Consider the following 26,696-nt stretch of genomic DNA (forward strand, 5'->3'; position numbering starts at 1 on the left):
TATCCTGGCATTTAGGCAACAGATGTCTTCATCAAAAAAGACTATCGATCCAACTATATCAGCCAATAAGCTGAACATGAACGAGAGATTTTACTTGAAACGACAACAACTAATCATATAAAAAATTGAAGATTTAGCTAGTAATTCCAAAATTATTCAAGGAGTTACTTTCAATGCACTGGATCCAGTGGATCGTTAAAGCGGGAAGAGCAAAAAGAAAGGTCTAAAAGAATTCGTCAAAGTTATCAAAATCAACTGCCTTGAAATTACCGCTCTCCACTTGTTGCATCAAACGCTCCAATTGTGCGAACAAAGCTCCTCCAGTGAGCAGAGAGAGCAACAGCGCAACCAAAAGAGCAGTCCCTGATGCGAACCCAAAAATTTGCAAGCAGCACCCAATAAAGAGGGTTACACCAATCAAGGTGCCTGAAAAACTCAAAAAGATCTCAGCGGTGGCCAGAGGCAAAAGGGGTAAACGGTCTTCCTTCCAGCCATCGAGCTTGTTCTGAACAAGACGACCAAACGTCAGTCCACAGAGGACACCTATCAATAGGCCAACTCCAGCCATCAGGTATGGCGGCTGAGGAAGAACCGCCATCATCAAGTACTGCTCAATCTGCTCGGCGGTGATCTCCTCAAGCATTGAAGCAATTCTCGAAACGGGACGTTGACCTTAGTGGATTCATCAAGCTGCAACGAGGGGATTGAGCCGCTGCAAAAAGCCTCCCGCAATACGGCCAGGCCCAAACGTTCTGCCGATCAAGCCCGCAAGCGCACGCACATCGTCTGTATGAAGGCGATCGTCCCGGATCAAAGTGAGCAGGAGACGCTTCCTCAGATCAGCACCATCCCGACTGAACAAAAGTCGAAGACCAGCTCCTGCAACGGGTAACAATTCCACGCCTGGAGAGGGCGCACCTTGACCAACAACGTCTAAGAGACTTTCCAATCGCTCGAGACGCAGACGACCTGATTCGTCGAAGATCACGTCCAACAACTTCTCTCGCATCTCACTGGTGTCGCCAGCCAGCAACCGTTTTGCCACATATGGATAGGCAACGGAAATAATTTTGAAATCAGGGTCGAGGCGCAGGGCGAGACCTTCTTGACTTACCACCGCACGGATAATCAATGCGAAACGAGCAGGAACACGGAACGGGTAATCGAACATCAACTCTGAGAAGCGGTCGGTGATGGCTTTGAAGTTGAACGAACCAACCGACTCACCAAGGCTTCCACCAAGCACTTCTTCAAGGGCAGGAATGATCGGGGCAAGATCTGCGGTTGGACTTAAGAAACCAAGATTTTGGAAGTCTTCAGCAAGCCCAGCGAAATCACGATTAATGAGATGAACTACGGCACCGGTAAGCGTGAGCCGGTCGCTATCACTAATCGAATCCATCATTCCGAAGTCCACATATCCAACATGACCCATGTCACCGCTACGACCCTGCAGAGCAAAAAGGTTGCCCGGATGTGGATCGGCATGGAAGTACCCAAATTCCAGCAGTTGCTGTAAGCCACAAATCACACCAGTGCGGATTAATGCGGCAGGATCTAAGCGTTGATCAATCAACTCTTGACTATTTCTCATTTTCGAGCCTTCAATCCACGTAGTTGTCAAAACGTGCGTTGAACTAAGCATGCGCTCAACACCGGGCACATAGACCGCTGGATTGTCAGCAAAAAGTTTCGCAAAGCGTTCTGCATTATCTGCTTCCTGCTCATAATCAATCTCTTCGAACAAGCTCCGCCCGAACTCGTCAATGATGCTTCCCAAACCGAAGCCAAGGTTGAGGGGAAGAAACGGTGCTGTAAGAACCCCGAGAGCCCGAATCAAAACAAGATCACGGCGAAGGATAAAGGTGAGGTTGGGCCGTTGAACCTTGACCGCCACCCAGGATTGACCTTCAAGTCGCGCTTTATAAACCTGTCCAAGACTGGCGGCGGCAATCGGTGCTGAGGGGAATTCCTCAAAGAGTTGTTCCGCTGGGGCACCAAGCTCCTGTTCGATGCGTGATAAGGCGATCGAATGAGGGAACGCCGGAAGATCGTCCTGCAAACGAGTGAGCTCCTCAAGCCAATCGCGCCGAACAAGATCGGGACGGGTGGAAAGAGCCTGACCAAGTTTGATAAAACAAGGACCAAGGCCAGTGAGGGTGTTGAGAATGCGTCGAGCCAGACCTCGCTGAACGTCAGCATCGGAACTCGAACCACGCAGCAGAAGAACGATGACCAAACCGCTCAGCGTCCAAAGCACCTGAATCAACCGCGGTATCGCAATCCATGGCCGAAGGAGCAACCACCAAAAGTCACGCCCGGAGTCGTACTGCATATTGCGGCTAAATACAGAGTGAGACTCTAAGGACAATCGCTCTGTGCAATGGCCCTTTTGCCCCTGTTAAAAAAACGGCTCGGCAGGAGCTTGTTTTTGCCGGCTCATGGAAGAGGACAGGCGCTACCGAAGGTCTTCAAACGTCTTTTAAGGCAAAGGGCTGGAGCATGGGACTTACCGGAGTTGGCGGAGATTGGCGGGCCACTCGAACTCCATGGTGCAGTTGGAGAAAGTCAACGGGAATCAGCAGCCGCCATAGGGGCTGATCACTGCTGGTACGGCGTGAATGGGGCCACAGGATTACTTCAGGCAGCCCTGTTGGCAATCGCTCAGCCCGGCGATGCCGTTCTCATGCCTCGCAACGTTCATAGAAGCCTGATTCAAGCCTGTGTACTCGGAGACATCAAACCAATTCTTTATAACGTTCCGTACAGCAATAAATATGGGCATGCGACTCAACCAGACTGTGATTGGATGCAGTGCATTCTTAACGAGTTACCCACAGATAAGAAACGAATCAAAGCTGCAGTTCTCATTCACCCCACCTATCAAGGCTACGCCGAGGATCCAAGCAAAACAATTCAACTTTTGCAATCACAAAATCTTGTTGTACTCGTAGACGAAGCCCATGGAAGCTATTTTGCAGCAAAGGTGGATCCAGATCTACCGGCTTCAGCACTACATTGTGGGGCAGATCTAGTCGTCCATTCACTGCATAAATCAGCGGCAGGAATCGCGCAAACGGCGGTCCTGTGGCAGAAGGGACAGCGTGTAGATCCAGAACAAATCAATCGATGCCTAGGCTGGCTGCAAACAACAAGCCCAAGCTCTCTACTTTTAGCGTCGTGTGAGTCAGCAATACAAGAATGGACGAACCCAAAGGGCATAAACGAGTTAAAAAGACGAATCAACGAGGGGCGCTTACTTGCGGAGAAGCTACGTCAATCTGGGATGCCATTGATCACCAATCAAGATCCACTACGACTCATCCTCCATACTGGTTCCATCGGACTGAATGGCTTAGAAGCTGACGAACAATTCATGCAAAGGGGATTGATTGCTGAACTTCCAGAGCCCAGCACATTAACGTTTTGCCTAGGTATGGCGAAACATGAAGGCCTTTATCGACACCTCAAAAATGCGTGGAAAGACATTGAGTCAACAACATTAGATAAAACACCTCAACCAACATTTTCAAATCCACCCTTACCATTAGTCCGGGAACCTGAGGTGAAACTCAGCACTGCATGGACAGCAGAAAATAGAATAGTTTCAATTGAGAATGCTGAAGGGGAAATTGCCAGCGAGCTGGTTTGTCCTTACCCGCCGGGGATACCACTTCTCATACCAGGAGAGAAAATTGATCATGCAAGGATGAGATGGTTAATAGAACAAAGCATTGATTGGAAGAATGCAGTGCCTAACGAAATAAAGGTAATGTTGAATGCTACAGGCAATTCATAAATGACATTAAAATTGATCCGCACGTTCCCAAAAGAAATAAATCAACCAGCAATTAAGAGTGCCAACACCTACTGAATCATGAAGTGAATATGAAAAACCCAGAAGACACCGAAAATACAGATAAGATAGAAAATATAGATAAATAAATGAATTCATCCACAACATTGGCCCCACAACGTCTATCAACCGGGCTTAAAAGAATGTCTGCCGGACTGAACCTGTGCCATGAGAATTCCCAAGAACTATTTGATCAAAGGCCAAATTTAGATTTTATTCAAATACATCCTGAGCACCTTCTGCAAGAGCAAGGCGGAACCTACAGGGAACACCTAGATATACTAAGACATCATTATCAAGTTATTCTTCATGGATTTGGCCTATCGATAGGTTCATCAGGCCCGCTTGATAAAGAATATCTGTTACTGATTAAAAACCTACTAAAAGAACATCCTGAAGCAGTCTTCTCAGATCACTTTTCTTGGAGCTCGCTATCAAAGCATCACTTCCACGACTTGATACCGCTTATTCAATCAGATGAAACAGTGCAATACATGGTCGAAAGGATCGATGAAGCACAAGAAGCCATAGGGGCTCCAATCCTTTTGGAAAACATAAGCAGCTATATGCGCTACAAAGAATCAGAAATGTCTGAAATACAGTTCATCAATGAAATAACAAAAAGGTCAGGATGCTTTGTACTGCTTGATGTAAATAACATTTGGGCCAATGCGATGAATTTCGGAGAAAATCCATGGGAAACGCTTAGTCAGATCAATGCTGACAGTATTAAAGGGTATCATCTAGCAGGATGTACGGAGGAACAAAAAGGAAATGGGAAAGTCTATATCGATTATCATGGCGAGGCCGTGCACGACGAAGTCTGGGATCTATACAAACAATGCTTAGAAAAATATGGGGCATGGCCCACACTTTTAGAATGGGAAAATAATATTCCACCGCTAACACGCACACTTCAAGAGGTTGAAAAGATTAGCGATTGCTTCAAAACACTCCAGGAAGGTGCAAATTCATGAGATCACCACAAATCGTTCGCCTACAACAACAGTTCTTGGCAAGTTTGCATGATAAACCAAGGCAATGGCTACTCGATCAAATTGAACCCGCACCAGGCTTTAAAGACAGTGAAGAGGTCCTTGAGATTTATCTTCACCGTGCAATGGCACGAACAGTTGAACCACTGAAAGGTATCTACCAGTCCTTACAATGGGTACTTGGAGAGGACACATTCAACCAATTTGTACAGCAGTTTTATACCGACTCCCTAGGAGAACCATTAAATGCACAAGCCCTCTCAACTGAGTTTGCTTCCTATGTTGGAAACATCGGAGAAGAACAGAGAGAACACCTAACAAGCATCAATCGGGACTCGTCAAAAGACGATTACTCGACATCAACCATGGTCGAAGCAGCAGCAATGCTCGACTGGCGGATTCACTGGGTGACGCTAGTCGCCAATAAAAGCAAAGCATCAGCTGAAGAGCTCATAAGAAACTTGAACCATCGAAATTCAATATGGTTAAGGCCTCGCCTTAATCGCGCCTCAAGGCTTTGTTATTCCGGAGTCGACCTAAAGGAACTTCATCGACTAGCAGCAGAAAAAACAAAGGGCAGCTCCCCAACAAAATGTTCCGAAGGTGTGAGCACGTTTTTGATCTATGCAAATCAAAATCACAATGCAATTGTTAGGCCCTTAGACACTCAAGAGGCCAGGTTGCTCAATCATTGCGATGGAACACATACTATCGCATCACTAATTCATGAAGGTAAGTTCTTCGATCAATCAAAGAGTCAAACATTGAAGTTGATCAAACAACTGATCGACGAAGGTGTAATTTGCGACCTTGAAGACAAGCTGATATGAACAATGTGCAAATATAATATTGCATTCGGAACATTAGTAAAGACCACAGAATTCAAACAAGGCCCGAAATATAGTCGCAAAATCTTTAAAGCCTTAGACGCCTATCCCATTAATTACTACTTTAGATAGTTCAACAAATGACCAACATAAATAAGTGGTGGCTATTAGTTCTCGTAGCCCTACCAACTCTCTCGACATGCCTAAGTACAAATGTGGTGATGTCTGCACTCGTGTCGATTGGGCAAACCTTTCCAGATGTTGCAGGCATTGGTGAATGGACTCTATTGATCTATTCGATGACTGCAGCAAGCTTATCGATTTTGGCTGGAGTTCTCGGAGATAGATATGGTTTAAGAAAAATGTATACCATTGGTTTAATCATATTTCTACTTGGAGCATTAGGAGCATCATTCGCCACCACAGGAGAATCTTTATTGGTGTTTAGGAGTCTTTCAGGGATTGGCTCGGCAATCCTGGCTCCAGTTGCCTTAGCTTTCTTAAATAGAATTTTTAGTGGCGTAGAGAAGCCAATTGCGTTCGGGTATTGGGCAGCAACAATAACGATCGGAAATGTAATAGGACCATTTCTTGGTGGGTTGATTCAAAGTATATCGAGCTGGCGATTAACATTTCCAATTGCCGCTTTACCGGCATTAATTGCTTTGGCATTCGCAGGAATTCTTCCTGCCTATAAGCCTGGTAATACCAGGAAAAATATCGACATAAAAGGAATTGCATATCTCTCAGCATTGCCAGCAGTCATACTATTTACCCTTGCAATGGCGGGAAGATTAAATCCATCAAGCATCATAATATTCTTGTCGCTAATCGGAATCGGCTTTTTTACTTTCTGGAAACACCTGAATAAGACAGAGAATCCCGTCATTGATCTACAAATATTAGAAAATTACAAATGGTGGAGACCATCAATAATTCAACTGATTATCCGTTGCCTATTCATGGCAATGCTGATTCTTTTGACAGGTTATTTCCATTCCATTCAAGGACTAAGCGAATTAAACTCTTCGTCGGCACTATTCCCATTTTTGATATCAGTGGGAGTGATGGCATTTACAAGCGGCTACATCTGCAAATCGATCGGGATTCGAAAATTAATGACAACAATGTTCTCTCTGGGGTTAGCAGGGGCTGTCATTCTGCTTTCAGTGCAACCGGATGGCTTTAGATTAATTGATTGGATAGCCATATGCTTTATTGGCCTACTTGCTGGAAGCACATCACAATTAAGTCGATTATCTATGGCAAATTTTGGAGTCAATGATTCCATGAAAGGGGCTTCGATTAACACTTTAATTATCAACGTTGGCATATCGATCGGGGCTGCCTACCCAACCTTAATTCGCTCGATCGTCTCAAAACAAGCCCATCTTTCAAACATCATTTCCAAAGAAAATTTATTACACATTATGCACGAAGAAGTGATGGTACTAATATTACTTTTCTGCATTGGCATATGGCAAGCAGGAAAGCTTCAGGATTTAACCGAACCAAAGACCCTAAGTACTTAATACCAAAACAATGAAACTTTTAATCAGGCGAGCAATTGAAGCAAATTAAAGCATCATTAACTTTAGAGTACTGGCGCCTTGGCTAGCTAGAGTGACTGAAAGGGATTAAATCAATGGCAGTCAATTATATTATCGGCAGTTTATTTCCAAAAAAAACTGATGGCAGTCCCAACATCAAATACTCTTCAAGCTTGGTAGCTAAAGGGACAGGATCAAACATCAGGCTTAGCAATAAAAGAAGACGAAATCAATCCTATAAAAACAAATTAGTTGCCAATATTGATATCACAAGTGATCCAATCAATATCAAAGGATCTTCGAATTTCGCCAAAGAATGGTTGATACCGCAAATCACAAATAAAACAAAGAGTGATGGATCAATCAATTCCTCATCAATTTTTGGAGCAGTACAAAAAAAAGTCGTTAGCAAGTGGACAAAGCAGCCAAAAAATCAGTCGATGAAAAGTCTGATCATGCTCGGTTATATTGGACCTGGCTCGAGTGAAAGTGCTACAAATAATTCAACGTGGAATTCAGTCGGCTCTAAAAAAGATAAATATTATCAAGCAATACAGGACTTGGGCAACTATGATCCAAGAAAAATGTGGGCTAATTATAATAACAATTCTGTAGATGCTGATGTTATCAAGTCTGACTACGACGAAAGAAATCTCCTGCAAAATCTCAATGCAGAAAAATTGCAACTTGAGGAAGGTACTAATCCGAATCTCTGGTATCCAGCAATGCTTTATAGCTACGGCTTGCGTGGAGAAGGAACAAGTTATCCCGGACCAGTTTTAATTACGCAACCTGGCGATCAGATCCGACTCAATTTCAACAACGACATACGAATTGGAGAGTTAAATAATTCACAAATTCAGCAAGCAACTCTTGTCCCAAATAGCACCTATGGAAATGGTGCAAGTGATGGACTTGGAGGAACGACATCTCTTAATTATCACCTCCATGGATCTCACACCAATCCCACTGGATTTGGGGACAACGTAGTTTCGAGATTTACGACAGGGCAGAAATGGACAACCATTATTGATTTACCAGAAGATCATGGACAGGGTTCTTATTGGTATCACCCGCACTACCACCCCTCTGTTAATCAACAAGTCTACGGGGGTGCATCAGGTTTCATGCAAGTAGGGGATCCATTAAGCAAGATACCTGCTTTTAAGGATATTCCACGAAATCTAGCTGTTCTAAAAATGCTAGATATTGGAATCGATACTGATACTGGATCATTACAACTAGCGGCCTACGACAATTACGGAGGTCCGCTTACCAATGCCATGACAATGGTGACGGTGAATGGTGAATTTCAGCCAGAAGCCGATGCAGGGAAAGGGGGATGGCAATCAATTACTTTCAGCAATCAAGCTAATCAAGCTTTCTACAATGCTAGCCTTATTCATCAGGAAACTGGAGAAAGACTCCCTTTATATATCTATGGCGAAGATGGACATCAATTCCCAAAAATACGAGCGGCTAAGGGGACACTAACAACCACAGACGATCCAGAAACATCTCTTCCTACGGAGTATAAGCAGCAGGAGAATGTCATCTCGCTGGCACCTGGCAAACGGGTTGATGTTCTGGCTTATCTTCCAGGGGGAACAACTGAGATCGTCTCTAACTATACATTTTCGGATGATTCGGGCAATATATTTAAAACTGAAAATATGGGTGATTATCCAGACCTAAGCACAACAGCCAAGGATCTTAAGAGCGTCACGAATGGTCAAAGTGCGGGCCCAATGGCAACTTTTGTTGTTAACAAAAAGACAAAACTGCCATCACTTGGAAAACTCAATCGTGATATAAGAATTGCCAACAAAGGGATTGAAGTTCAAAAGATCAAACCATCAACAAAGCCTGAGGATTATGATACAAATGCTGTTCCAAGCATCAATTTATTTGATTCGAAAAAATCAAAATGGAAACCTCTACGAAAAAGAGAATTTAATTGGGCCAAAGGAGTGCTTGTTGGTGACAAGGATGAGTGGGATCTAGCTACGCAAGAACGAGTATCTGATTACAATAGCTCAGCAGACGTTAACAATCAGTTTGAACAATACGATGCTCTTTCAAAAATTACAAGCGGCTCTAACAACTGGTTTGGATACAATAATCCATTTCTAATTAATGATCATGTTTTTCCAAATGGTTCAATAACAATCGCCCAACTTGGGACAATGGAAGAATGGAACCTCCGCAATTGGAGTGTCAATGGAGGGACTAAATATATTGGGCATCCTTTTCATATTCATATCAACGACTATCAGACAAAAAATAGCGACACTGAGCTTGACAAAAAAAGGAGCCTAGAAGATGTTACGATGCTTAACTCTTCAGGGTATAAGTATTACGATACCGATTTAGAAAAGAATGTAGAGCTAAAACCACTTCAAGGAAGGTTTCATGAAATCAGTGCTGCATTAGACAAAAATAAGGTCGATTCAATTGGCACCTGGGGCGCCAATGATCAAACTGTTAGAATGCTATTCCAAGACTATCTTGGGACATATGTTTTTCATTGCCACATACTTCCTCATGAAGATGCTGGAATGATGCAGGTTATTACGATTGTCGAAAATACCGATAGTAGCTGGATTACAAACGCAGAATCTGACAACTATACAAATAAGGATGGGAATATTACCTTACGTCAAGCACAGGACTTTAGTGAGCGCACACTAAAACCTGAGAATTCAAAATTTAAAATTGATAGGATGCAATCTGGTGATTTAAACTACGATTTCACGCAAGATATAGTTTTAAGCCGTAGAGGCTCCAACTCTTCATCGGGTCATTTAGAAATTTATGATGGCGCTGCTGCATTAAAGAATAAAACGACACTCTTGAGTAAAATTAAACCCTACAAATCAAAATATGCTCCCTGGGCGTTTATTGAAGACTTCACGGGTGATGGCAACCGCGATCTAGTTACGGCTGGGTTTTCTAAATCAAAGGCCGGCAACATCAATCTTCAGGACCTTCAAATTAAAGCCTGGACTTCCTCAAAGACTGCAAAACAATGGAAAAATGTTTTTGACTTCAATCCGTTTGCCGATATCAGTACAATTATCAACGTTGATGATCAAGAATTAAAGCCAGTAGACGGATTAGATATTAATCAGGTTGGTGTTGCAATGGCTGACATGAATTTGGATAACTTCCAAGATATAGCGGTCAGCTATGCCGTAGACAGTGGATTGAGAGTTGTTGTTTTGGATGGTGCAGCAATGGCATTAAACTATCAAACAGGAACCATGGAGGGTGGATATTTTCCCAATGATAATGTGCTTGCTGATGCTGTTATTCAAGACAAGAGCCTTCAAGATCTAAGCAAAGTTGTTTTAACTTCTGGCTTTAGTAGTTACGCGCAATCAGCATTGGAAGACCTAATTATCACAACCCATTCTGAATCCAACAAAACAAAGCAGGTCTTCACTACTCAATTGCAAGCTGGTCACTTTATTGCCACTTCAGAGATGGAGTCGTCCATGGATGGAAGCACCCATAGTGGTCATGGAGCCATGGTCATGAAGGACGATCGCATTGAGAATCTTCGTCACAACTCAATGCCTCTCTCCATTACTGAAACTGATCTTTATAGCGAATCAGGGCTTGCTACAACACCAGTCATTGCAGGTGTATTTGGGACCACCGGATTAATAACTGATGATCAATTAGTGATTGCACAAGGAGTCAGTAATGGAAAATACAGCTATGGAAATTCAGCTAGCAGCAAGGATTTATTCAATTCATCTCAACAGCTAGCTTTTAATCTTAATCAAATCAATAAGACAAATAGAACTGATTTAATTGGTGCCATAGACTCAGAGTTGTCAACTACATTCAAAGCAAAAAGCACTCAAAAAAGAATCAATATGGCAAATTTAACGTATCAAGTTTATGCCAATCAAACCATGGCACCTGGCGATCTTGCGACTGCCGCCGGAGCCATTCTTGGCCAAGGGCAAACAGCACAGCAGCTTGCTGAAGACCTCATCAATAATCCAAAATCTTCTAAATTAATTACAGCTAGCTATGGCGGTTCACTGAGCACATTGCCGATCGCTGATGTTATTACCGGAGCGACAAAGAACCTTTATGGGAGAACCGCTACGAAGGGAGAAATACGCAAATGGAGTAATGCTGTGAAGAGCGGACTTGATCAAAGTTTGATTCCTCTATCTATTTTACAGAACACAGGCGATGACGACATTTATCGCACAGCATTGATGTCTTCAATAGCGCAATGGAATCAAGTTCAATGGAGCACAAATGCCAACCAGATGGGATCCTTTGGTCAAGGTCTTCAAAGCGATGAAGCTCGCTTTCAAAGCATCACTTCACCCCTTGATGCAATTGGTAGTCTCAGCAATTGGAGGGCTGTAATGGAAGAGATGACGTCTTATACCCAGACGGCCCTCAACACCTTGATAGGCACAGATATCTCAAAGTCGGGCTTCTTCTAATTCAGAGGGCTGTCCAAACAAAGCTTTGAACACGAGGCTGTGAGTACAAGGCTTTGAGAGCGTTGAAGAGCGGTTGATAAGCTGATGGTCATCACGGGTTTGGGTGATCATCGAGGTCTATCCATCAGTTGATCAACCACGATCGACAGAGTCCTCACGCAAACGACTGTTAAGCGGATTAGCCGTTGGTGGTTTTGGCCTCGTTGTTGTCTGCCTTGGTGGGTGGTGGTTCACCGCAGCCGTCGGGATTCTGGTGCATCTCGGCCTGTTGGAATTTTTCCGCATGGCCCAATTCAAGGGGATGCGTCCTGCTACAAAAACCACCCTGGTGGCCTGCCAACTGCTGTTATTCAGCACCCAATGGGCAGCTGTATCTGGAGGATTGCATGCAGAGCTCTCCTCAGCCGTCTTGCCGATATCTGGAGCAGCCATTTGTGCATGGTTGCTTCTGCAGCCAGTAACTGGCTCTATCGCCGATGTTGCAGCGTCAATCTTTGGTTTGTTTTATCTGGGATTTTTACCGAGTCACTGGCTATCGCTTCGGAATCTCACGCTGGTGGAACTCACGCCAGGCACCTCAGAACTCTGCACAAGTGGACTTGCAATCACCTTGTCGGCATGTCTGATGATTGTGTGCAGCGACATCGGCTCCTGGGCCTTTGGACGTCGCTGGGGGAGACGTCCGTTATCACCAATCTCACCTGGGAAAACAGTGGAAGGTGCCCTAGGCGGATGTCTTTGTGCCATGGCCATGGGGGAGGTTTGCGCCCTTGTGATGGGGTGGCCTTATTTCGGTTTACCCGGACTCCTCCTTGGCGCCCTCGTCGCCCTCATCGCCATGGTGGGGGACCTCACCGAATCCATGATGAAACGCGACGCTGGCGTCAAAGATTCCGGTGATGTTTTGCCCGGCCACGGTGGAATCCTCGATCGAATCGACAGTTATTTGTTCACCCCAGCCGTGGTGTATTACGTCGTGGCGCTGATTCAGCCTCTACTGGTTCGATGAACCTAGGAGCCTCCTTGCGCAAAGGACAAAGATCACGATTAACGATCAAGGTGTATCAATCAAGGTGTGACATCAGCACAACCTTGGAGATGGAGTTGTCCCCCCTGAAGAGACGCATGGGTGATTTTGATACCAGGATCCATCGGCAGCAGCATTGATGAGGCATCCTCAGAATCGTGTGATCGAAACCGCAACGTGTTGTCTGAGGCATCGATCTTGAAGCAACGACGCACGGGTTCTCGATGAGCCACCACTGAAGATTGGAGCTCCATTCGATCGTTCTGGATGTTTAAGGCACCCAGGGTTGTGAGGCCCATGAGCTGTTCAGCAAGCCAATCACCAAGCCAACGCCATGGCTCCGCCAGCAAGGCATCGTTCAATGCACCGCCACTGATCGACACATCTCCCTCCACTTGAAAAGTGTGCTGGAGAGCCAGCCTTTGCCCAGGACTAAGCACATTCACATCCACAGTGATCGGACCACTGCGGAGTTGAACATGCTGAAGTGGCAAGCCCTTAAACCCCACATCACGGGCCTTCAATGTGACCCCTTCAAGGCGACCACGCATCAACGTGAATGCTGATCCATGGAGGGTGAGGTCCAAACTGCCGAGCCGATCACAACGACTACGGACCCAAAGCTTTAGAGCTCCAGCCAGAAGCGTCATTAAAGGGTCAGCCATGGTCAAAAAAAGTGAAACAGCGCTCGGCAACGCGTTGGGGGTGATCGAGGTGTGGCAAATGCCCACAGTCTTCAAACGTTTCCACGGGCTCAGCCAGAATCTCAAGGGCAGCCCGCTTTTGCGGTTCCCGCAGAATTCTGTCCTGCGCACCCCAGATCACATGGAGTGGTTGAGACGGTAAGGGCGAACCACTGCCAGCGAAGCCACCGCCGCGGGCAAAGGCTGCCAAAGCTTGGGCCCAACCGGGACATTGAAGATGGAGTGACGCAATTTGTTCTTCCGCGGCTCCCACCGAGGAGTCGGGATCAGCAAAGGCCTGTCGACACAGCCCACGCCGCACCCCAGGCCGACTCAAGAACCAAGCTCCAAAACGATCAAGGAGAGGTGGCACGGGCATGCGCCGACCCGACAAGCCAGCGGGGGCAAGGAGCAACAGTGACCGCACCCGCTCGGGAACACGACGAGCCAGTTCCACGGCCACCGAGCCTCCCATTGATGCACCAATCACCGATACAGGGCCCGATGATGGCAACTTGTTTAGAAGAGCTTCCAAATGCAGCATGACCGGCTCAGTGCCGTAGGTGGCAGTGAGGGGGCGAGGCGAAAAACCAAAACCAAATAGATCCGGAATGATCAGTTGAAAACGACCGGATAACAATGGCGCCAAGCGCCGATACTCCAAAAAGCTGCTGTCGAAGCCGTGCAGGAGAAGAAGGGGATCACCCTCTCCCAAGACCGCCACAGGAAAGGGATCGTCGACACCCAAGGACGGGAGCGACCACCATTCGACGGCATCGGTAAGGGCACCGGCTTGGGGATCCAACAAGCCTGGACGAAGCTCCTCTAGAAGACGTTTCAAGATGGCACTGGGCTGCGTTCAGACAGTCCAATCAAAGCGTCGACCAGCGCAGCAGGGGTCACCGGAAAAGGCAGATGATGAAGATCGGAACCGTCTTGACAGGCAAACTCACACACGGTTTGAAGATCGCTAGGGCTGGCGTTCGCCAGACCCAAATCATCAAGACACACAGGAAGACCGAGGCTCTCTAAAACGGGCTTGAGCTGACGGTGGGCCTGGGCGGCAAGCCGGTTGTTGCCGAGACGCTCCTCTAAACGCAGCTGCACCAAAATTCCAAATCCCACCTTTTCTCCATGCAGCATGTGATGGCAGGCAGAAAGTTGGGTCAGGCCGTTGTGCACGGCATGAGCTGCGACGGTGCGGCAGCGAGCACCACCAAGTCCTCCCATGACCCCTGCCGTTAAGCCACAGGATTCAATGGTGCGCTCCCAAGCAGCACTGGTGGAATCTGCAATAGCAACTGGGCTGTCGATCAACAATTGGTCGCGCAACACCCGTGCCATTTGCACCGCTTGCTGGACCAACCCATCACGGCTATCCGCACTACTTACAGATGCCTCGTACCACTTCGCGAGAGCATCTGCGATTCCACTAGCCAATGTTCGCGGTGGTGCTTGGCGTACAAACGCGTGGTCAAACACCAATAAGTCAGGACAACGATCCAACACGACATCGCGCTCAAAGGCACCGTCTGGTGTGTAGAGATTGGCCAATGCTGTCCAGCCTGCACAGGTGGCAGCACTCAACGGAACCGTGATGCAGGGCAGCTTTAGACGATGGGCAAGAAGTTTTCCTGCATCGAGAACCTTTCCACCACCAGCAGCCAGGATTGCATCGCAGGATTGAGCTTCATCGGCAAGACGATGAAGATCGACTTCACAGCAATCAAATCGAAGGTTTGATGCTGTGACAGAGAGTCCAAGGAACTCAAGGTCGGAACTGAGTTGGTCTCGCAGTGGTTGTGTGGCCATGGAACGACCCAGTAACAAGGGGCGCTGACACAGCTGAGTGATGTAAGGCAGGGCTTCACCCCAGGCACCTTGCCCCCTCAACAGTGTTGTTGGGGCAATGGCCTGGGAAGAAATGGGCGAAACCATCAAACGGCAGCACCGGCCAACTCAGGTTGAGAGTCAACACGGCCCTTGTGGCGGACAACAACCTTTTTGTTCTCGTCCACGTCAACTTCTGCGTGGTCACCGTCTTTAATGCGACCTGTCAGAACTTCCTCGGCTAGGGAGTCTTCGAGCAGACGCATCACGGCGCGGCGAAGCGGACGTGCGCCATAGGCGGGGTTGTAACCCTCTTCCACCAAACGCTCCTTGAAGGCATCCGACACCGTAAGGGTGATGCCTTTCTCTCCCATGCGGCCAAACACTTCTTTGAGCATGATTTCGGCGATCTCTTTGACTTCCTCTCGATTGAGTTGGCGGAAGACAATGATCTCGTCGAGGCGATTAAGGAACTCAGGGCGGAAATATTGCTTGAGTTCTTCATTCACAAGGGAACGAATCCTTGTGTATTGAGAATCTTCAGCACTTTCACCAGAGAATTCAAAACCAAGACCACCACCACCTTTTTCAATCACCTTCGAACCTATGTTCGAGGTCATGATGACCAAAGTATTTTTGAAGTCGACAGTGCGACCTTTTGAATCGGTCAGGCGGCCATCTTCAAGCAGCTGAAGCAAGAGATTGAACACATCGGGATGGGCTTTCTCAATTTCGTCGAACAACACAACTGTGTAAGGACGACGACGAACAGCCTCGGTGAGTTGCCCACCTTCGTTGAAACCGACGTATCCCGGAGGAGAACCGATCAGCTTGCTGACGGTATGACGCTCCATAAATTCCGACATGTCCAGACGGATCATCGCTTCTTCACTGCCGAAGAAGTAAGTCGCGAGCGCCTTGGTGAGCTCTGTTTTTCCAACGCCAGTTGGACCCGAGAAAATGAAGCTCGCAATGGGACGATTTGGATTTTTCAAACCAACGCGCGCCCGTCGGATGGCCTTCGAAACAGCCTTGACGGCTTCATCTTGTCCAATCAAGCGTTGGTGAAGGGTTTCCTCCATATTGAGCAACTTCACAGACTCACTTTCCGTGAGTTTCTGAACAGGAACGCCAGTCCAAGACGCCACAATGTGAGCAATATCTTCTTCACTCACCATTGGAGTGGTGTCGACAACAGCTGGAGTCGACACGGCTGATTCATCGGAGGACCCTTCCTCAGAGGAAGAACGGCTGGTTTGCATCAGCGCACGGATTTTTTCACGCAGCTCAACTTCTTTTTCGCGTAATTCGCCAGCTTTGGCAAAATCCTGATCGCGAACAGCGTCTTCTTTGTCCTTTTGGACGGTGCGCAATTCCTTATCAACTTCCTTTGCTTCAGGAGGAAGTTTGGAATTCATTAAGCGAACCCGGGAACCCGCTTCATCAATAAGGTCAATCGCTTTATCTGGGAGGAAACGATCGGAGATGTAGCGATCACCAAGCGTTGCTGCAGCCACTAACGCTTCATCAGTGATCTTGAGGCGATGGTGTTGCTCGTAGCGCTCACGCAAGCCTCTCAGAATTTCGATGGTGTCGTCGATGGAGGGTTCGCCAACATTGACGGGCTGAAAACGACGCTCTAAGGCAGCATCACGCTCGATATGTTTTCTGTACTCATCGAGGGTCGTGGCACCGATGCATTGCAATTCGCCTCGAGCGAGTGCCGGCTTAAGGATGTTGGCGGCGTCGATGGCACCCTCAGCGGCACCTGCACCAATCAAGGTGTGAACTTCGTCGATCACCAAAATCACATTTCCGGCGGATTTGATCTCCTCCATGATCTTTTTGAGGCGCTCCTCAAATTCACCTCGGTACTTCGTACCTGCCACCAACAAGCCGATGTCCAGAGTCAACACTCGCTTGTCTTCGAGAATGTCTGGGATATCACCCTGCTGAATCCGTTGGGCCAAGCCCTCCGCGATTGCAGTTTTTCCAACACCAGGTTCACCAATTAAGACCGGATTATTTTTGGTGCGGCGACCAAGAATTTGAATCACACGGTCGATTTCGTTGTAACGACCCACCACAGGGTCCAACTTCGACTCGGTGGCCATTTGGGTGAGGTTGGTACCAAACTCGTCCAACGTCGGAGTCTTGGTGGAGCCCTTTGCACCACCGCCACCGCCACCTGCAGTGACTTCGGCGGTTTCACCCAGCATGCGGATCACTTGAGTGCGAACCTTCGCAAGGTCGACACCAAGATTTTCCAGAACACGCGCAGCAACACCTTCACCCTCGCGAATCAGGCCAAGGAGGAGATGCTCTGTACCGATGTAGTTATGACCAAGCTGACGAGCTTCTTCTAAAGAGAGTTCCAAGACACGCTTGGCACGTGGTGTGAAAGGAATTTCAACCGCTACAAAACCCGATCCACGCCCAATGATTTTCTCAACTTCAATTCGAGCGTCTTTGAGGTTGACGCCCATCGACTTCAAAACTTTGGCGGCGACACCTGTGCCTTCGCCGATCAAACCAAGCAAAATTTGCTCAGTTCCGACGAAGTTGTGACCAAGCCTTCGAGCTTCCTCTTGGGCCAGCATGATCACTTTGATGGCCTTCTCGGTAAACCGTTCGAACATCGCTAGGCCGATGTGAAGATGACACCAAGCTATCAGGACTTGGTGTCACCTGTGAGGAATTGATCCAAACACCAACCAGCTTGTCTACGACTGGGTTTTAACAACACAAAAGTAACAACCAACTCGAAAAAATTGACGGTTTCTTTGACTGTCGAAGACGGGAAACCGAACAACAAAAATAAATGATATGTAGCTATTTCGACGGACTGATCCGACACCACTGAATCAGGGCATCGCTTCCATCGCTGTAGTACTTGGTTCGAGTGCCAGCGGATTGAAATCCGCCACTTGCATAAAGGGCTATCGCAGCAGAATTGTGATTGGCCACTTCGAGAGTGGCGTGGATGGCACCTTGTTGCCGTGCCCGTTGCAACAGAGCCGACAACAATCGTTTGCCATGACCCCGACGCCTCACGGACGGATCGACGGCAACCACCGTGATATGCAATTCATCAGCGACAAGCCAGCCACAGGCCACACCTAACAACGACATGTCCTCAGTCCAGCCAAGGCATAGGCGTCTTGGCTCCTCCAATTCGCGGCGCCATTGGTCTTCGGTCCAAAGACCCTGAAGAGCACAGCGATCAAGGGCCAAGCAATCGGCCAACCACGATGGGTCAAGTGTGATAACGGCCATACCGAAACCGACCGTTTCAGGATCAATTCCTACATTGCCTTCCTCTGCCCAACATCCGTGACCCAGACCATCACCAATGCAAGGCCCTATGAGGCGGATCTGGATCCGGAGAGTCCCAACCGAAATCTCACACCCTTAACAACCTCATTGGATGGCGACGATCGGCTCGTCGTGGGCGACTGTCTCTTAAGTGATCTCGCCCAGCGCTACGGCACTCCGTTGTACGTGCTTGATGAGACAACCCTGCGCAGCACTTGCCGTGCCTATCGGGATGCTTTGAAGCGTCACTATCCCGGGCCATCCCTACCGATTTATGCCTCAAAGGCCAACAGCTCACTTGTGATGAGCAGCTTGGTGGCGTCTGAAGGTCTCGGCCTTGATGCTGTGTCTGCCGGAGAATTACTCACTGCACTCCGGGGCGGAATGCCAGGCAATCGGATGGTGTTGCACGGCAACAACAAATCCGATGAAGAACTACTTCTTGCCTACAACAACAACGTGACCGTGGTGGTGGACAACCAGCACGACCTCGACCGCCTCTCAGCCCTCATTCCCCATGACGGCGCCCCCGTGCGGTTGATGCTGAGATTCACCCCTGGCATCGAATGCCACACGCACGAGTACATCCGCACGGGACACCTCGACAGCAAATTTGGCTTTGATCCCGACCAGGTGGAACCCGTCCTGCGCGGATTGGTTGGTCAGTCCTGGGCGAAATTGACGGGACTTCATGCCCACATCGGCTCACAAATTTTTGAACTCGAGCCCCACCGTGACCTTGCTGCGGTGATGGCCGACGCCCTCAAACTCGCCCGCGACCTCGGGCATCCCGTTGAAGATCTCAATGTGGGGGGCGGACTTGGCATCCGTTATGTCAAATCCGACGATCCACCAAGCATCGACCGCTGGGTGCAAGTGGTCGCAGAAGCCGTCATTGCCGCTTGCCAAGCACGGAGCCTCGACTTACCCCGACTGATGTGTGAACCGGGCCGATCCTTAGTTGCCACGGCGGGGGTGACCTTGTATACCGTTGGCTCAAGAAAAACGATTCCAGGCGTTCGCACCTACGTGGCCATTGATGGCGGCATGAGTGACAACCCACGGCCGATTACTTATCAATCGCTCTACACCTGCTGTGTTGCTGATCGTCCGTTGGCCGAAACGGATGAAACCGTGAATCTCGTCGGCAAACATTGTGAGTCGGGCGATGTCTTGCTCAAAGACCTCCCTCTTCCAAGCACCACAAGCGGAGATGTCATCGCCGTATTTGCCACCGGTGCCTACAACGCTTCGATGAGCTCGAACTACAACCGCATTCCACGACCAGCGGCCGTACTCGTCCATGACGGAGCTGCAGAACTGGTGCAGAAACGAGAGCAGCCGGATGATTTGCTGCGCTACGACGTGCTGCCGCAACGGTTCCACAAGGTACGTTAAGTAAAGAGGGGAGTCTGGAGAGGTTGGACGTTTTCGCGGAGGAGAACCTGCGCATCGTCCTCGACGTTCTGTTTGCCTCTGCCATCGGTTTTTTAATGCTGTCCAGGGTTCGTGAGGCACGAACCCTGTGGTTGTTGCGGGGATATCTGTTTCTTGTCGCGACAGCCTGGTTTGTTCAGCGATTTGCCAACCTCCCCCTCACCACCCAATTGGTGGATGCGTTGGTGTTGGCCTGTTCCTTGTCTTTGGCCATCCTTTGGCAGGGCGAGTTGCGCCGCTTGATGGAACTCCTTGGAACTGGGCGGCTCGCTGTTTTGCTGGGTAATCCCCAAAAAGAATTCAAAGCGGCTGAAGGCACCATTGCCCAGCTCACTGAAGCCGCCGGACGGCTCTCTCAGCAGCGACGTGGCGCCCTAATCGTGGTGGATCTCGGCAGCGACCTGCGACCAGAAGATTTTCTCAATCCAGGTGTCGCCATTGGCGCCCAACTCAGCCGAGAATTGTTGTTGAACGTGTTTGCCGCAGACACACCTCTCCATGACGGAGCCGTGTTGGTCCGAGGCAATCGGATTGAATCAGCTGGAGTGATCCTTCCCTTATCGCGTCACAGCGTGAGTCGTTACGGCACAAGGCACCTCGCAGCCCTTGGAATTACGGAACGCTTCGATCGCTGCATTTGCATCGTTGTGTCCGAGGAAACCGGAACTCTCTCTTTGGCCAATCAGGGAAAACTCGAACGACCAATCACCAGCAGCCGCTTAGAGACGCTGCTAAGGGAACTGTTCAGCAATACCGAGGCACGACAGCCAGCGAGGCGTACCGTGGGTACCTCATCATCCGATTCGCTGACTTGAGCCGAACCCCGGCCACGAGCACCGATCTCACCGCTTCGTCGCTCTGCCCGCCGGAGCTTGATTCAGCTCGGCTACCAGCTCATGTTGCTGTGATCATGGATGGCAATGGTCGTTGGGCCAAGGCCAGGGGATTGCCGAGGGTGGTTGGCCATCAAGCCGGGGTTGAGGCTCTTAAATCCACCCTGCGACAGTGCAGCGATTGGGGAATTGGAGCGCTTACTGCCTATGCCTTTTCAACGGAAAATTGGTCCCGTCCAGGGGATGAGGTGAATTTTCTGATGACCCTGTTCGAGGGGGTCTTGCAGAAAGAATTGCGGTCGTTGGAAGAAGAACAGGTGCGGATTCGCTTCCTTGGTGATCTCGATGGTCTTCCAGAGAAATTGCAGCACCTCATCGACAAAGCCACGGAACGAACAGCAAAGAACAGCGGTATTCATTTCAATGTTTGCACCAATTACGGAGGCCGCCGAGAGCTTGTACGCGCCGCCCAACGCCTCGCCAAACAAGCAGCCTCTGGAACGCTCGATCCAGAGGAAATCGATGAAAACAGCTTTGCGAGAGAGCTTTTCACCGCTGGAGATCAGGATCCAGACCTGCTGATCCGCACCAGCGGTGAGTACAGAATCAGCAACTTTTTGTTGTGGCAGTTGGCCTACGCAGAGATCCACGTCACGGATGTGTTTTGGCCCGATTTCAACGCAGATGTCCTGAAACAAGCTCTACTGGATTACCAAGGGCGCAACCGCCGCTTCGGTGGGCTTGATCCAATCACAACATGACCATTACGACCCGTCACGACTGGACCACCGAAGAGATCCAAACGCTGCTGGAATTGCCTCTGATGGATTTGCTGTGGCAAGCACAAACCGTTCATCGGGACGCCAACCCTGGCTACCGCGTTCAACTGGCCTCCCTATTGAGCGTCAAAACCGGCGGATGCGAAGAGGATTGCTCCTACTGCTCGCAGTCGATCCACAACAGCAGCGATGTGTCTGGCTTCGAAGCTCAAATGCGTGTGGAGCCTGTGTTGGAGCGGGCCCGCGCCGCCAAGGAGGCTGGAGCAGACCGGTTCTGCATGGGATGGGCTTGGCGAGAAATTCGCGACGGCGCTCAGTTTGAAGCGATGTTGGAGATGGTGCGCGGTGTGCGGGGCATGGGCATGGAAGCCTGCGTGACCGCAGGAATGCTCACGGACGATCAGGCCGGACGGCTCGCCGAAGCAGGCCTCACCGCCTACAACCACAACCTCGATACAAGCCCAGAGCACTACGAAAAGATCATTTCTACGCGGACCTATGAAGACCGCTTAGAGACGCTTCAACGGGTGCGTAAGGCGGGCGTGACGCTCTGCAGCGGTGGAATCATCGGTATGGGAGAAACCCTCCGGGATCGAGCCTCGATGCTGCAGGTATTGGCGAGCATGAACCCCCATCCAGAAAGTGTTCCGGTGAATGGGCTAGTTGCCGTGGAAGGAACGCCCCTCGAGGAGCAACAACCTTTTGAACCGCTCGAATTGGTTCGCATGGTGGCCACCGCGCGAATCTTGATGCCGCACGCCCGAGTTCGCTTGAGTGCTGGACGCGAGCAGTTGAGTCGGGAAGCGCAAATTCTCTGCTTGCAAGCGGGGGCCGATTCAATTTTTTACGGCGACCTCTTGCTCACCACAGGAAACCCCGATGTGGAGGCCGATCGTCGATTGTTGGCCGATGCCGGAGTCCAAGCCAACTGGCAAGAAAACGCCAGTTCCTTGGCAATCAAGGCTCCCGCATCAACCTGAACAAAGTGCCCAGACAACGTGCTTTAAGTTGCCCAAGACCCTGTTAACAGCAGCATGAGTCGGCTGCAGGTAGCTGCCTTTTATGCCTTCACGCCGCTGAATGAACAGCAGCGTGCGTCGCTTCTCAGCGACCTGCCAGACATGGCAATGACAAACAGTGTGTTGGGTTCAATTCTGGTGGCCCATGAAGGGGTGAACGGCACGATTAGCGGCCCTGAAGCGGGGGTTGAAGCGTTGTTGCAGAGCCTGCGTACGTCGCTTGCCTTGGGTTGCGAGCATTTTGAAAGGCTGGAGGTGAAACGCAGCTGGGCTGATCAAGCCGTGTTCCGTCGTTTTAAGGCCAGAGCGAAAAAAGAGATCGTCACGATGGGGGTGACGAGCGTGAATCCAAGGCAAAACGTTGGCACCTACGTGGATCCCAAAGATTGGAACGACCTCGTTGATGATCCCGACACCCTGGTGATCGACACCCGCAACAGCTACGAAACCGCCATCGGCAGCTTTGAGGGCTCCCTCGACCCCAGCACCGAGAGCTTTCGAGACTTCCCAGCATGGGCCGAGGCAAGCTTGCGCCCCCTCATGAACGACCAATCACCCAAACGAATCGCCATGTTTTGCACCGGGGGGATCCGCTGCGAAAAAGCAAGCAGCTACTTACAAAGCAACGGATTTGGTGAGGTTCTCCACCTCCGCGGCGGCATCCTCAACTATCTCGGGGAGATCCCAGAACAGGAAAGCCGATGGCAGGGCGAGTGTTTCGTCTTCGACCAGCGCGTTGCCCTCAACCATCAGCTGGAACCCGGTGTGCACAGCCTGTGCCATGCCTGTGGCCTTCCGCTTTCACCCAGCGATCGCGCCGACCCGAGCTACATCAAAGGTGTGCAGTGCATCCATTGCATAGATCGCTTCAGCGAATCAGACCGGGCCCGCTTCTTGATGCGGCAACAGCAATTCGATCAGACGCCGACTTAAGCGATCGCCAACGCTTACTTCCATCAGGAGCAATTCATGCTGCCAATCCTTTACAGCTTCCGCCGTTGCCCTTTTGCGATGCGGGCCCGCTGGGCCGTGCTCGAAGCAGGCCTGGTGGTGCATTGGCGAGAAATCGAACTGAAGCGAAAACCAGTGGAGATGCTGGAGTGCTCTGCCAAGGGAACGGTGCCGGTCATGGTGCTGCCCGATGGCACAGTGATCGACGAAAGCGAAGCGGTGATGCGCTGGGCCCTGGCCCAAGCCGATCCCCGCGGGTTGCTCCTCAGGGATGATGCTCCAGCTTTGATCTCCGAGAACGATGAGGTGTTTAAACACCATCTGGATCGGTTCAAGTACACCGACCGCTACCCCGGTGAAAGCCGAGATGAGCATCGTGATGCCGGGCTCCGCATTCTTGTCGGCTGGAGCCAACGACTTGAGCAACACCCTTGGCTACTCGGACCGGCCATCTCCCTAGCGGATGCTGCCCTGTGGCCGTTTGTGCGTCAGTGGCGTCTTGCCGACCCGGACGGATTTGAGGCCAATGGGGAGCTGGGACCGCTGCGCGTATGGCTGAATCGATTTCTGGAGGATCCAAGCTTCGAACGCTTAATGCAACGCGCCGACCCCTGGTGTGCGGGGGGCCTACAGCCCTTATTTCCAGCCGATGCCACCGCCGTACCCCTCGATGAACCCCTGTTTCACCTCGCCCTAAAGGACGACTGGGAGCAAGCTCAAGACACCAGCAAATATCAATGGTCTACAAGAGGCATGCGCTTGGACCAGGTGGGATTCATCCACTGCTCATGGCAAGAGCAGGTGGCGAAAACATTTGAACGCTTTTACGCCGATGCAGGGGATGTGTTGCTGTTGGAGATCGACCCAAAACGCTTGACCGCACCACTTCGGGCCGATGCCGTCCCGACCGGCGAACTCTTCCCACATCTGTATGGTCCCCTGCCAATCGAAGCCGTGCGTTCGATCACTCCCTACGGCAGCGATGGCTAACCAGCGCCTCAACCGAGTGATCTGCTGCGGTGATGATGGTTTGATCACTCCCGAGCCTGATGCTTGAGCACTTAGAAGCACAGGCCCGTGACCGTGGCTTGCTACTGCGAGTACAAGTCGGACGTCCGCTCGGCCAGTGGAGTTTGCGGATGGTGGTGGCGCGTCCGATCGATGCGTCGCGCGTCCAGCTGTTGGGTGAGATGAAGGGCTGGGCTTACAACGCCGAAAAGGGCCTTCAACTCGACACGATGCGGGTGATTCCCTCCCGATCGGTGGGAGTTGGGGATCTGATCTGGGCCGCCACGATGGCCTGGGCCTTGGAGAACACCCCATGCCGCCAAGCCCGACTCTTGGCCATCCGTGATGACGAACGGCAACATCGACGACTCAAGCGTTATTTCGAACAACGCGGCTTCAACACCGTGCGGGAGGTGGAAGCTGCGCTGTGGGATTTGCCGCTCCGGATGATCTGGGGAGGGGCCGGAGCGTTGATGACTGGGACCGTGGAGACCGTGCTGCAGCGCAGCATTCGCGGCTGGGATCAATCCGCAGCGTGATAGCTACTCCGCACCAAGGGACCGCTGCGCACCTGGGCAAAACCCAGCGATTGAGCAACCTCCCCCAACTCATCGAATTCCTCGGGAGTCCAATAGCGCTGCACGGGCAAGTGAGCCAAAGAAGGCCGTAAATATTGGCCCAGGGTGAGGCGCTGACAATCCACCGCACGGAGATCGTGCATCGCAGCAATCACTTCCTCTCGCGTTTCACCCAAACCCAACATCAAGCCTGATTTAGTGGGGGTGGACGGTGCCAACTCACGGGATGCCGCGAGCAAGGCCAACGAGCGTTGGTAGGTAGCTCCGCGACGCACCTCGCCTTGCAACCGCTCCACCGTTTCGAGGTTGTGGTTGAAGCAGACCGGCTCAGCCGCAAGGACCGTGCTGAGCCGTTCCCGTTGGGCTACCACGGCACGATCGGCATCCGCTACACCGCCCCAAAAATCAGGGGTGAGCACTTCGATCAAAATGAACGGATTACGGGCCCGAATCGCTGCCATCGTGCTGGTGAACAGGTTGGCGCCGTGATCGGAAAGATCATCACGGGCAACGGCCGTGAGCACCACATATCGAAGGCCCATCGACTCAACGGCATCGGCCACCCGTTCGGCCTCAGCTGGATCGACAGCCATGGGCGCACGGCCCTTCTCCACCTGACAGAAGGCGCAGCTGCGCGTGCAGATCGAACCGCCCAAGAGAAACGTTGCCGTTCCGGCCGCATAACACTCACCGCGGTTCGGACAGCGCCCTTCCTCACAGATGGTGTGCAGGCGATTCTCCTTAACCAACCCTTGCACGCGCTCCAATTGCGAGGCGTTACCAATCGGCCGACGCAACCACTCCGGCAGCCGTTCCGACGGCGCAATCGAGGAGTATTGGCTCATCTCAAATCACCACCTGCGGCCAGTCTGGTGAGCGAAACGGAAATTTGAAGCCGATCTGCTGGGGTCCGCATGATCAATCCATCGGGCGGCGGCCTTCGAGGGCCCTGCTGAGGGTGACCTCATCGGCGTATTCGAGTTCGCTCCCCATCGGCAAGCCATAGGCGATCCGGCTAACGGGGCAAAAGGGCTTCATCAACCGTGCCAGATACAAACTTGTGGTGTCTCCTTCAACGCTGGGCGTCAGCGCCAAGATCACTTCACTGATCCCATCCTTAGCGATGCGCTCGATCAAGGGCTTGATATGCAACAACTCCGGGCCGATGCCATCCATCGGAGAAATCAAACCACCGAGCACGTGATATTGCCCCTTGAACTCCCGCGTGCGTTCCAAGGCCAATAAATCCCGCGAATCAGCCACAACACAAATCAAACCGTTGTTACGTTCCGGTTTGCTGCAAATCTCACAGAGGGGATCGGCAGAGAGGTGAAAACAGCTCTGGCACTGGCCAACTTGAGAGCGGGCCGCCAACAAAGCGTCTGCAAATTGCTGAACCTGATCTTCGGGCTGGTTGAGCAAATGCAGGGCAAGGCGTTGCGCCGTGCGCGGGCCAATACCAGGCAAACGCTGAAACTGATCAATCAGCCGCGCCAACGGTCGAGTAAAGCCGCTCAGGAATCTGGCGCTACT

General features: G+C 50.4%; 22 protein-coding genes. 13 read left to right on the plus strand and 9 right to left on the minus strand.

Features of this window, described 5'->3' with window-relative positions:
* Positions 1 to 223: 223 nt before the first annotated feature.
* The gene (locus SYNCC9902_RS06915) at positions 224 to 643 is read right to left on the minus strand and encodes a hypothetical protein (protein ID WP_011360165.1); all 420 of its coding nucleotides are present in this window, start codon (positions 641 to 643) and stop codon (positions 224 to 226) included.
* Positions 644 to 685: 42 nt separating this feature from the next.
* Positions 686 to 2,335 carry an ABC1 kinase family protein gene (locus SYNCC9902_RS06920; protein WP_011360166.1) on the minus strand — a complete coding sequence of 550 codons (1,650 nt, stop codon included), beginning with the start codon at positions 2,333 to 2,335 and terminating at the stop codon, positions 686 to 688.
* Between the two features lie 48 nt (positions 2,336 to 2,383).
* On the opposite strand from SYNCC9902_RS06920, the gene SYNCC9902_RS06925 reads away from it, so the two are divergent.
* The 6 genes from SYNCC9902_RS06925 (at position 2,384) to SYNCC9902_RS06950 (ending at position 12,712) form a co-directional block, all read left to right on the plus strand.
* Positions 2,384 to 3,799, plus strand: a complete 1,416-nt coding sequence (locus SYNCC9902_RS06925; RefSeq protein ID WP_011360167.1) for an aminotransferase class I/II-fold pyridoxal phosphate-dependent enzyme — start codon at positions 2,384 to 2,386, stop codon at positions 3,797 to 3,799.
* A gap of 164 nt (positions 3,800 to 3,963) precedes the next feature.
* On the plus strand, positions 3,964 to 4,833 hold the full coding sequence (locus SYNCC9902_RS06930; protein WP_232179191.1) for a DUF692 domain-containing protein: 870 nt from the start codon (positions 3,964 to 3,966) through the stop codon (positions 4,831 to 4,833).
* On the plus strand, positions 4,830 to 5,681 hold the full coding sequence (locus SYNCC9902_RS06935) for an HvfC/BufC N-terminal domain-containing protein (RefSeq protein ID WP_011360169.1): 852 nt from the start codon (positions 4,830 to 4,832) through the stop codon (positions 5,679 to 5,681). The genes SYNCC9902_RS06930 and SYNCC9902_RS06935 overlap by 4 nt, the downstream gene beginning before the upstream one ends.
* A gap of 137 nt (positions 5,682 to 5,818) precedes the next feature.
* Positions 5,819 to 7,210 carry an MFS transporter gene (locus tag SYNCC9902_RS06940; RefSeq protein WP_011360170.1) on the plus strand — a complete coding sequence of 464 codons (1,392 nt, stop codon included), beginning with the start codon at positions 5,819 to 5,821 and terminating at the stop codon, positions 7,208 to 7,210.
* A 113-nt stretch (positions 7,211 to 7,323) separates the two neighbouring features.
* Positions 7,324 to 11,703 carry a multicopper oxidase family protein gene (locus SYNCC9902_RS06945; protein ID WP_011360171.1) on the plus strand — a complete coding sequence of 1,460 codons (4,380 nt, stop codon included), beginning with the start codon at positions 7,324 to 7,326 and terminating at the stop codon, positions 11,701 to 11,703.
* 103 nt (positions 11,704 to 11,806) lie between these two features.
* On the plus strand, positions 11,807 to 12,712 hold the full coding sequence (locus SYNCC9902_RS06950; RefSeq protein WP_011360172.1) for a phosphatidate cytidylyltransferase: 906 nt from the start codon (positions 11,807 to 11,809) through the stop codon (positions 12,710 to 12,712).
* A gap of 59 nt (positions 12,713 to 12,771) precedes the next feature.
* Here SYNCC9902_RS06950 and SYNCC9902_RS06955 read toward each other — a convergent pair whose 3' ends face one another.
* The 5 genes from SYNCC9902_RS06955 to rimI form a co-directional block, all read right to left on the minus strand.
* Positions 12,772 to 13,395: an LmeA family phospholipid-binding protein gene (locus SYNCC9902_RS06955; protein WP_011360173.1), complete on the minus strand. Its 624-nt coding sequence runs from the start codon at positions 13,393 to 13,395 to the stop codon at positions 12,772 to 12,774.
* On the minus strand, positions 13,388 to 14,254 hold the full coding sequence (locus SYNCC9902_RS06960; protein WP_011360174.1) for an alpha/beta fold hydrolase: 867 nt from the start codon (positions 14,252 to 14,254) through the stop codon (positions 13,388 to 13,390). Before SYNCC9902_RS06960 ends, SYNCC9902_RS06955 begins: the two co-directional genes overlap by 8 nt.
* Positions 14,251 to 15,351, minus strand: a complete 1,101-nt coding sequence (locus SYNCC9902_RS06965) for an iron-containing alcohol dehydrogenase family protein (RefSeq protein ID WP_011360175.1) — start codon at positions 15,349 to 15,351, stop codon at positions 14,251 to 14,253. The genes SYNCC9902_RS06960 and SYNCC9902_RS06965 overlap by 4 nt, the downstream gene beginning before the upstream one ends.
* Entirely contained in the window at positions 15,351 to 17,882 is a 2,532-nt protein-coding gene (locus tag SYNCC9902_RS06970; protein ID WP_011360176.1) for an ATP-dependent Clp protease ATP-binding subunit, read from the minus strand. Before SYNCC9902_RS06970 ends, SYNCC9902_RS06965 begins: the two co-directional genes overlap by 1 nt.
* Positions 17,883 to 18,075: 193 nt before the next feature.
* On the minus strand, positions 18,076 to 18,519 hold the full coding sequence (gene rimI, locus SYNCC9902_RS06975) for a ribosomal protein S18-alanine N-acetyltransferase (RefSeq protein ID WP_011360177.1): 444 nt from the start codon (positions 18,517 to 18,519) through the stop codon (positions 18,076 to 18,078).
* Positions 18,520 to 18,576: 57 nt separating this feature from the next.
* Here rimI and lysA point away from each other — a divergent pair, with 57 nt between their 5' ends.
* From lysA to SYNCC9902_RS07010, 7 genes are read left to right on the plus strand one after another with little or no spacing between them, the layout of a single operon-like run.
* Entirely contained in the window at positions 18,577 to 19,956 is a 1,380-nt protein-coding gene (gene lysA / locus SYNCC9902_RS06980; protein WP_011360178.1) for a diaminopimelate decarboxylase, read from the plus strand.
* 23 nt (positions 19,957 to 19,979) lie between these two features.
* Positions 19,980 to 20,810, plus strand: coding sequence for a diadenylate cyclase CdaA (gene cdaA, locus SYNCC9902_RS06985; RefSeq protein WP_011360179.1), 831 nt, complete (start codon positions 19,980 to 19,982; stop codon positions 20,808 to 20,810).
* Positions 20,807 to 21,589: an isoprenyl transferase gene (locus SYNCC9902_RS06990; protein WP_011360180.1), complete on the plus strand. Its 783-nt coding sequence runs from the start codon at positions 20,807 to 20,809 to the stop codon at positions 21,587 to 21,589. The genes cdaA and SYNCC9902_RS06990 overlap by 4 nt, the downstream gene beginning before the upstream one ends.
* On the plus strand, positions 21,586 to 22,587 hold the full coding sequence (gene bioB, locus SYNCC9902_RS06995; RefSeq protein ID WP_011360181.1) for a biotin synthase BioB: 1,002 nt from the start codon (positions 21,586 to 21,588) through the stop codon (positions 22,585 to 22,587). Before SYNCC9902_RS06990 ends, bioB begins: the two co-directional genes overlap by 4 nt.
* Positions 22,588 to 22,641: 54 nt before the next feature.
* Positions 22,642 to 23,559, plus strand: coding sequence for a rhodanese-related sulfurtransferase (locus SYNCC9902_RS07000; protein ID WP_011360182.1), 918 nt, complete (start codon positions 22,642 to 22,644; stop codon positions 23,557 to 23,559).
* Positions 23,560 to 23,595: 36 nt separating this feature from the next.
* Positions 23,596 to 24,567, plus strand: a complete 972-nt coding sequence (locus SYNCC9902_RS07005; RefSeq protein ID WP_011360183.1) for a DUF952 domain-containing protein — start codon at positions 23,596 to 23,598, stop codon at positions 24,565 to 24,567.
* Positions 24,568 to 24,626: 59 nt separating this feature from the next.
* Positions 24,627 to 25,124 (plus strand): hypothetical protein, encoded by a 498-nt coding sequence (locus tag SYNCC9902_RS07010; protein WP_011360184.1) that lies wholly within the window; start codon positions 24,627 to 24,629, stop codon positions 25,122 to 25,124.
* On the opposite strand, the gene lipA is transcribed toward SYNCC9902_RS07010, so the two are convergent.
* Together lipA and recR are read right to left on the minus strand one after the other, a co-directional pair.
* Positions 25,109 to 26,008 (minus strand): lipoyl synthase, encoded by a 900-nt coding sequence (gene lipA / locus SYNCC9902_RS07015; protein ID WP_011360185.1) that lies wholly within the window; start codon positions 26,006 to 26,008, stop codon positions 25,109 to 25,111. The genes SYNCC9902_RS07010 and lipA overlap by 16 nt on opposite strands.
* A gap of 73 nt (positions 26,009 to 26,081) precedes the next feature.
* Positions 26,082 to 26,660: a recombination mediator RecR gene (gene recR, locus SYNCC9902_RS07020; RefSeq protein WP_011360186.1), complete on the minus strand. Its 579-nt coding sequence runs from the start codon at positions 26,658 to 26,660 to the stop codon at positions 26,082 to 26,084.
* Between the last annotated feature and the right edge of the window lie 36 nt (positions 26,661 to 26,696).

Origin of the sequence: Synechococcus sp. CC9902 (assembly GCF_000012505.1) — a bacterium.
Lineage (GTDB): Bacteria > Cyanobacteriota > Cyanobacteriia > PCC-6307 > Cyanobiaceae > Parasynechococcus.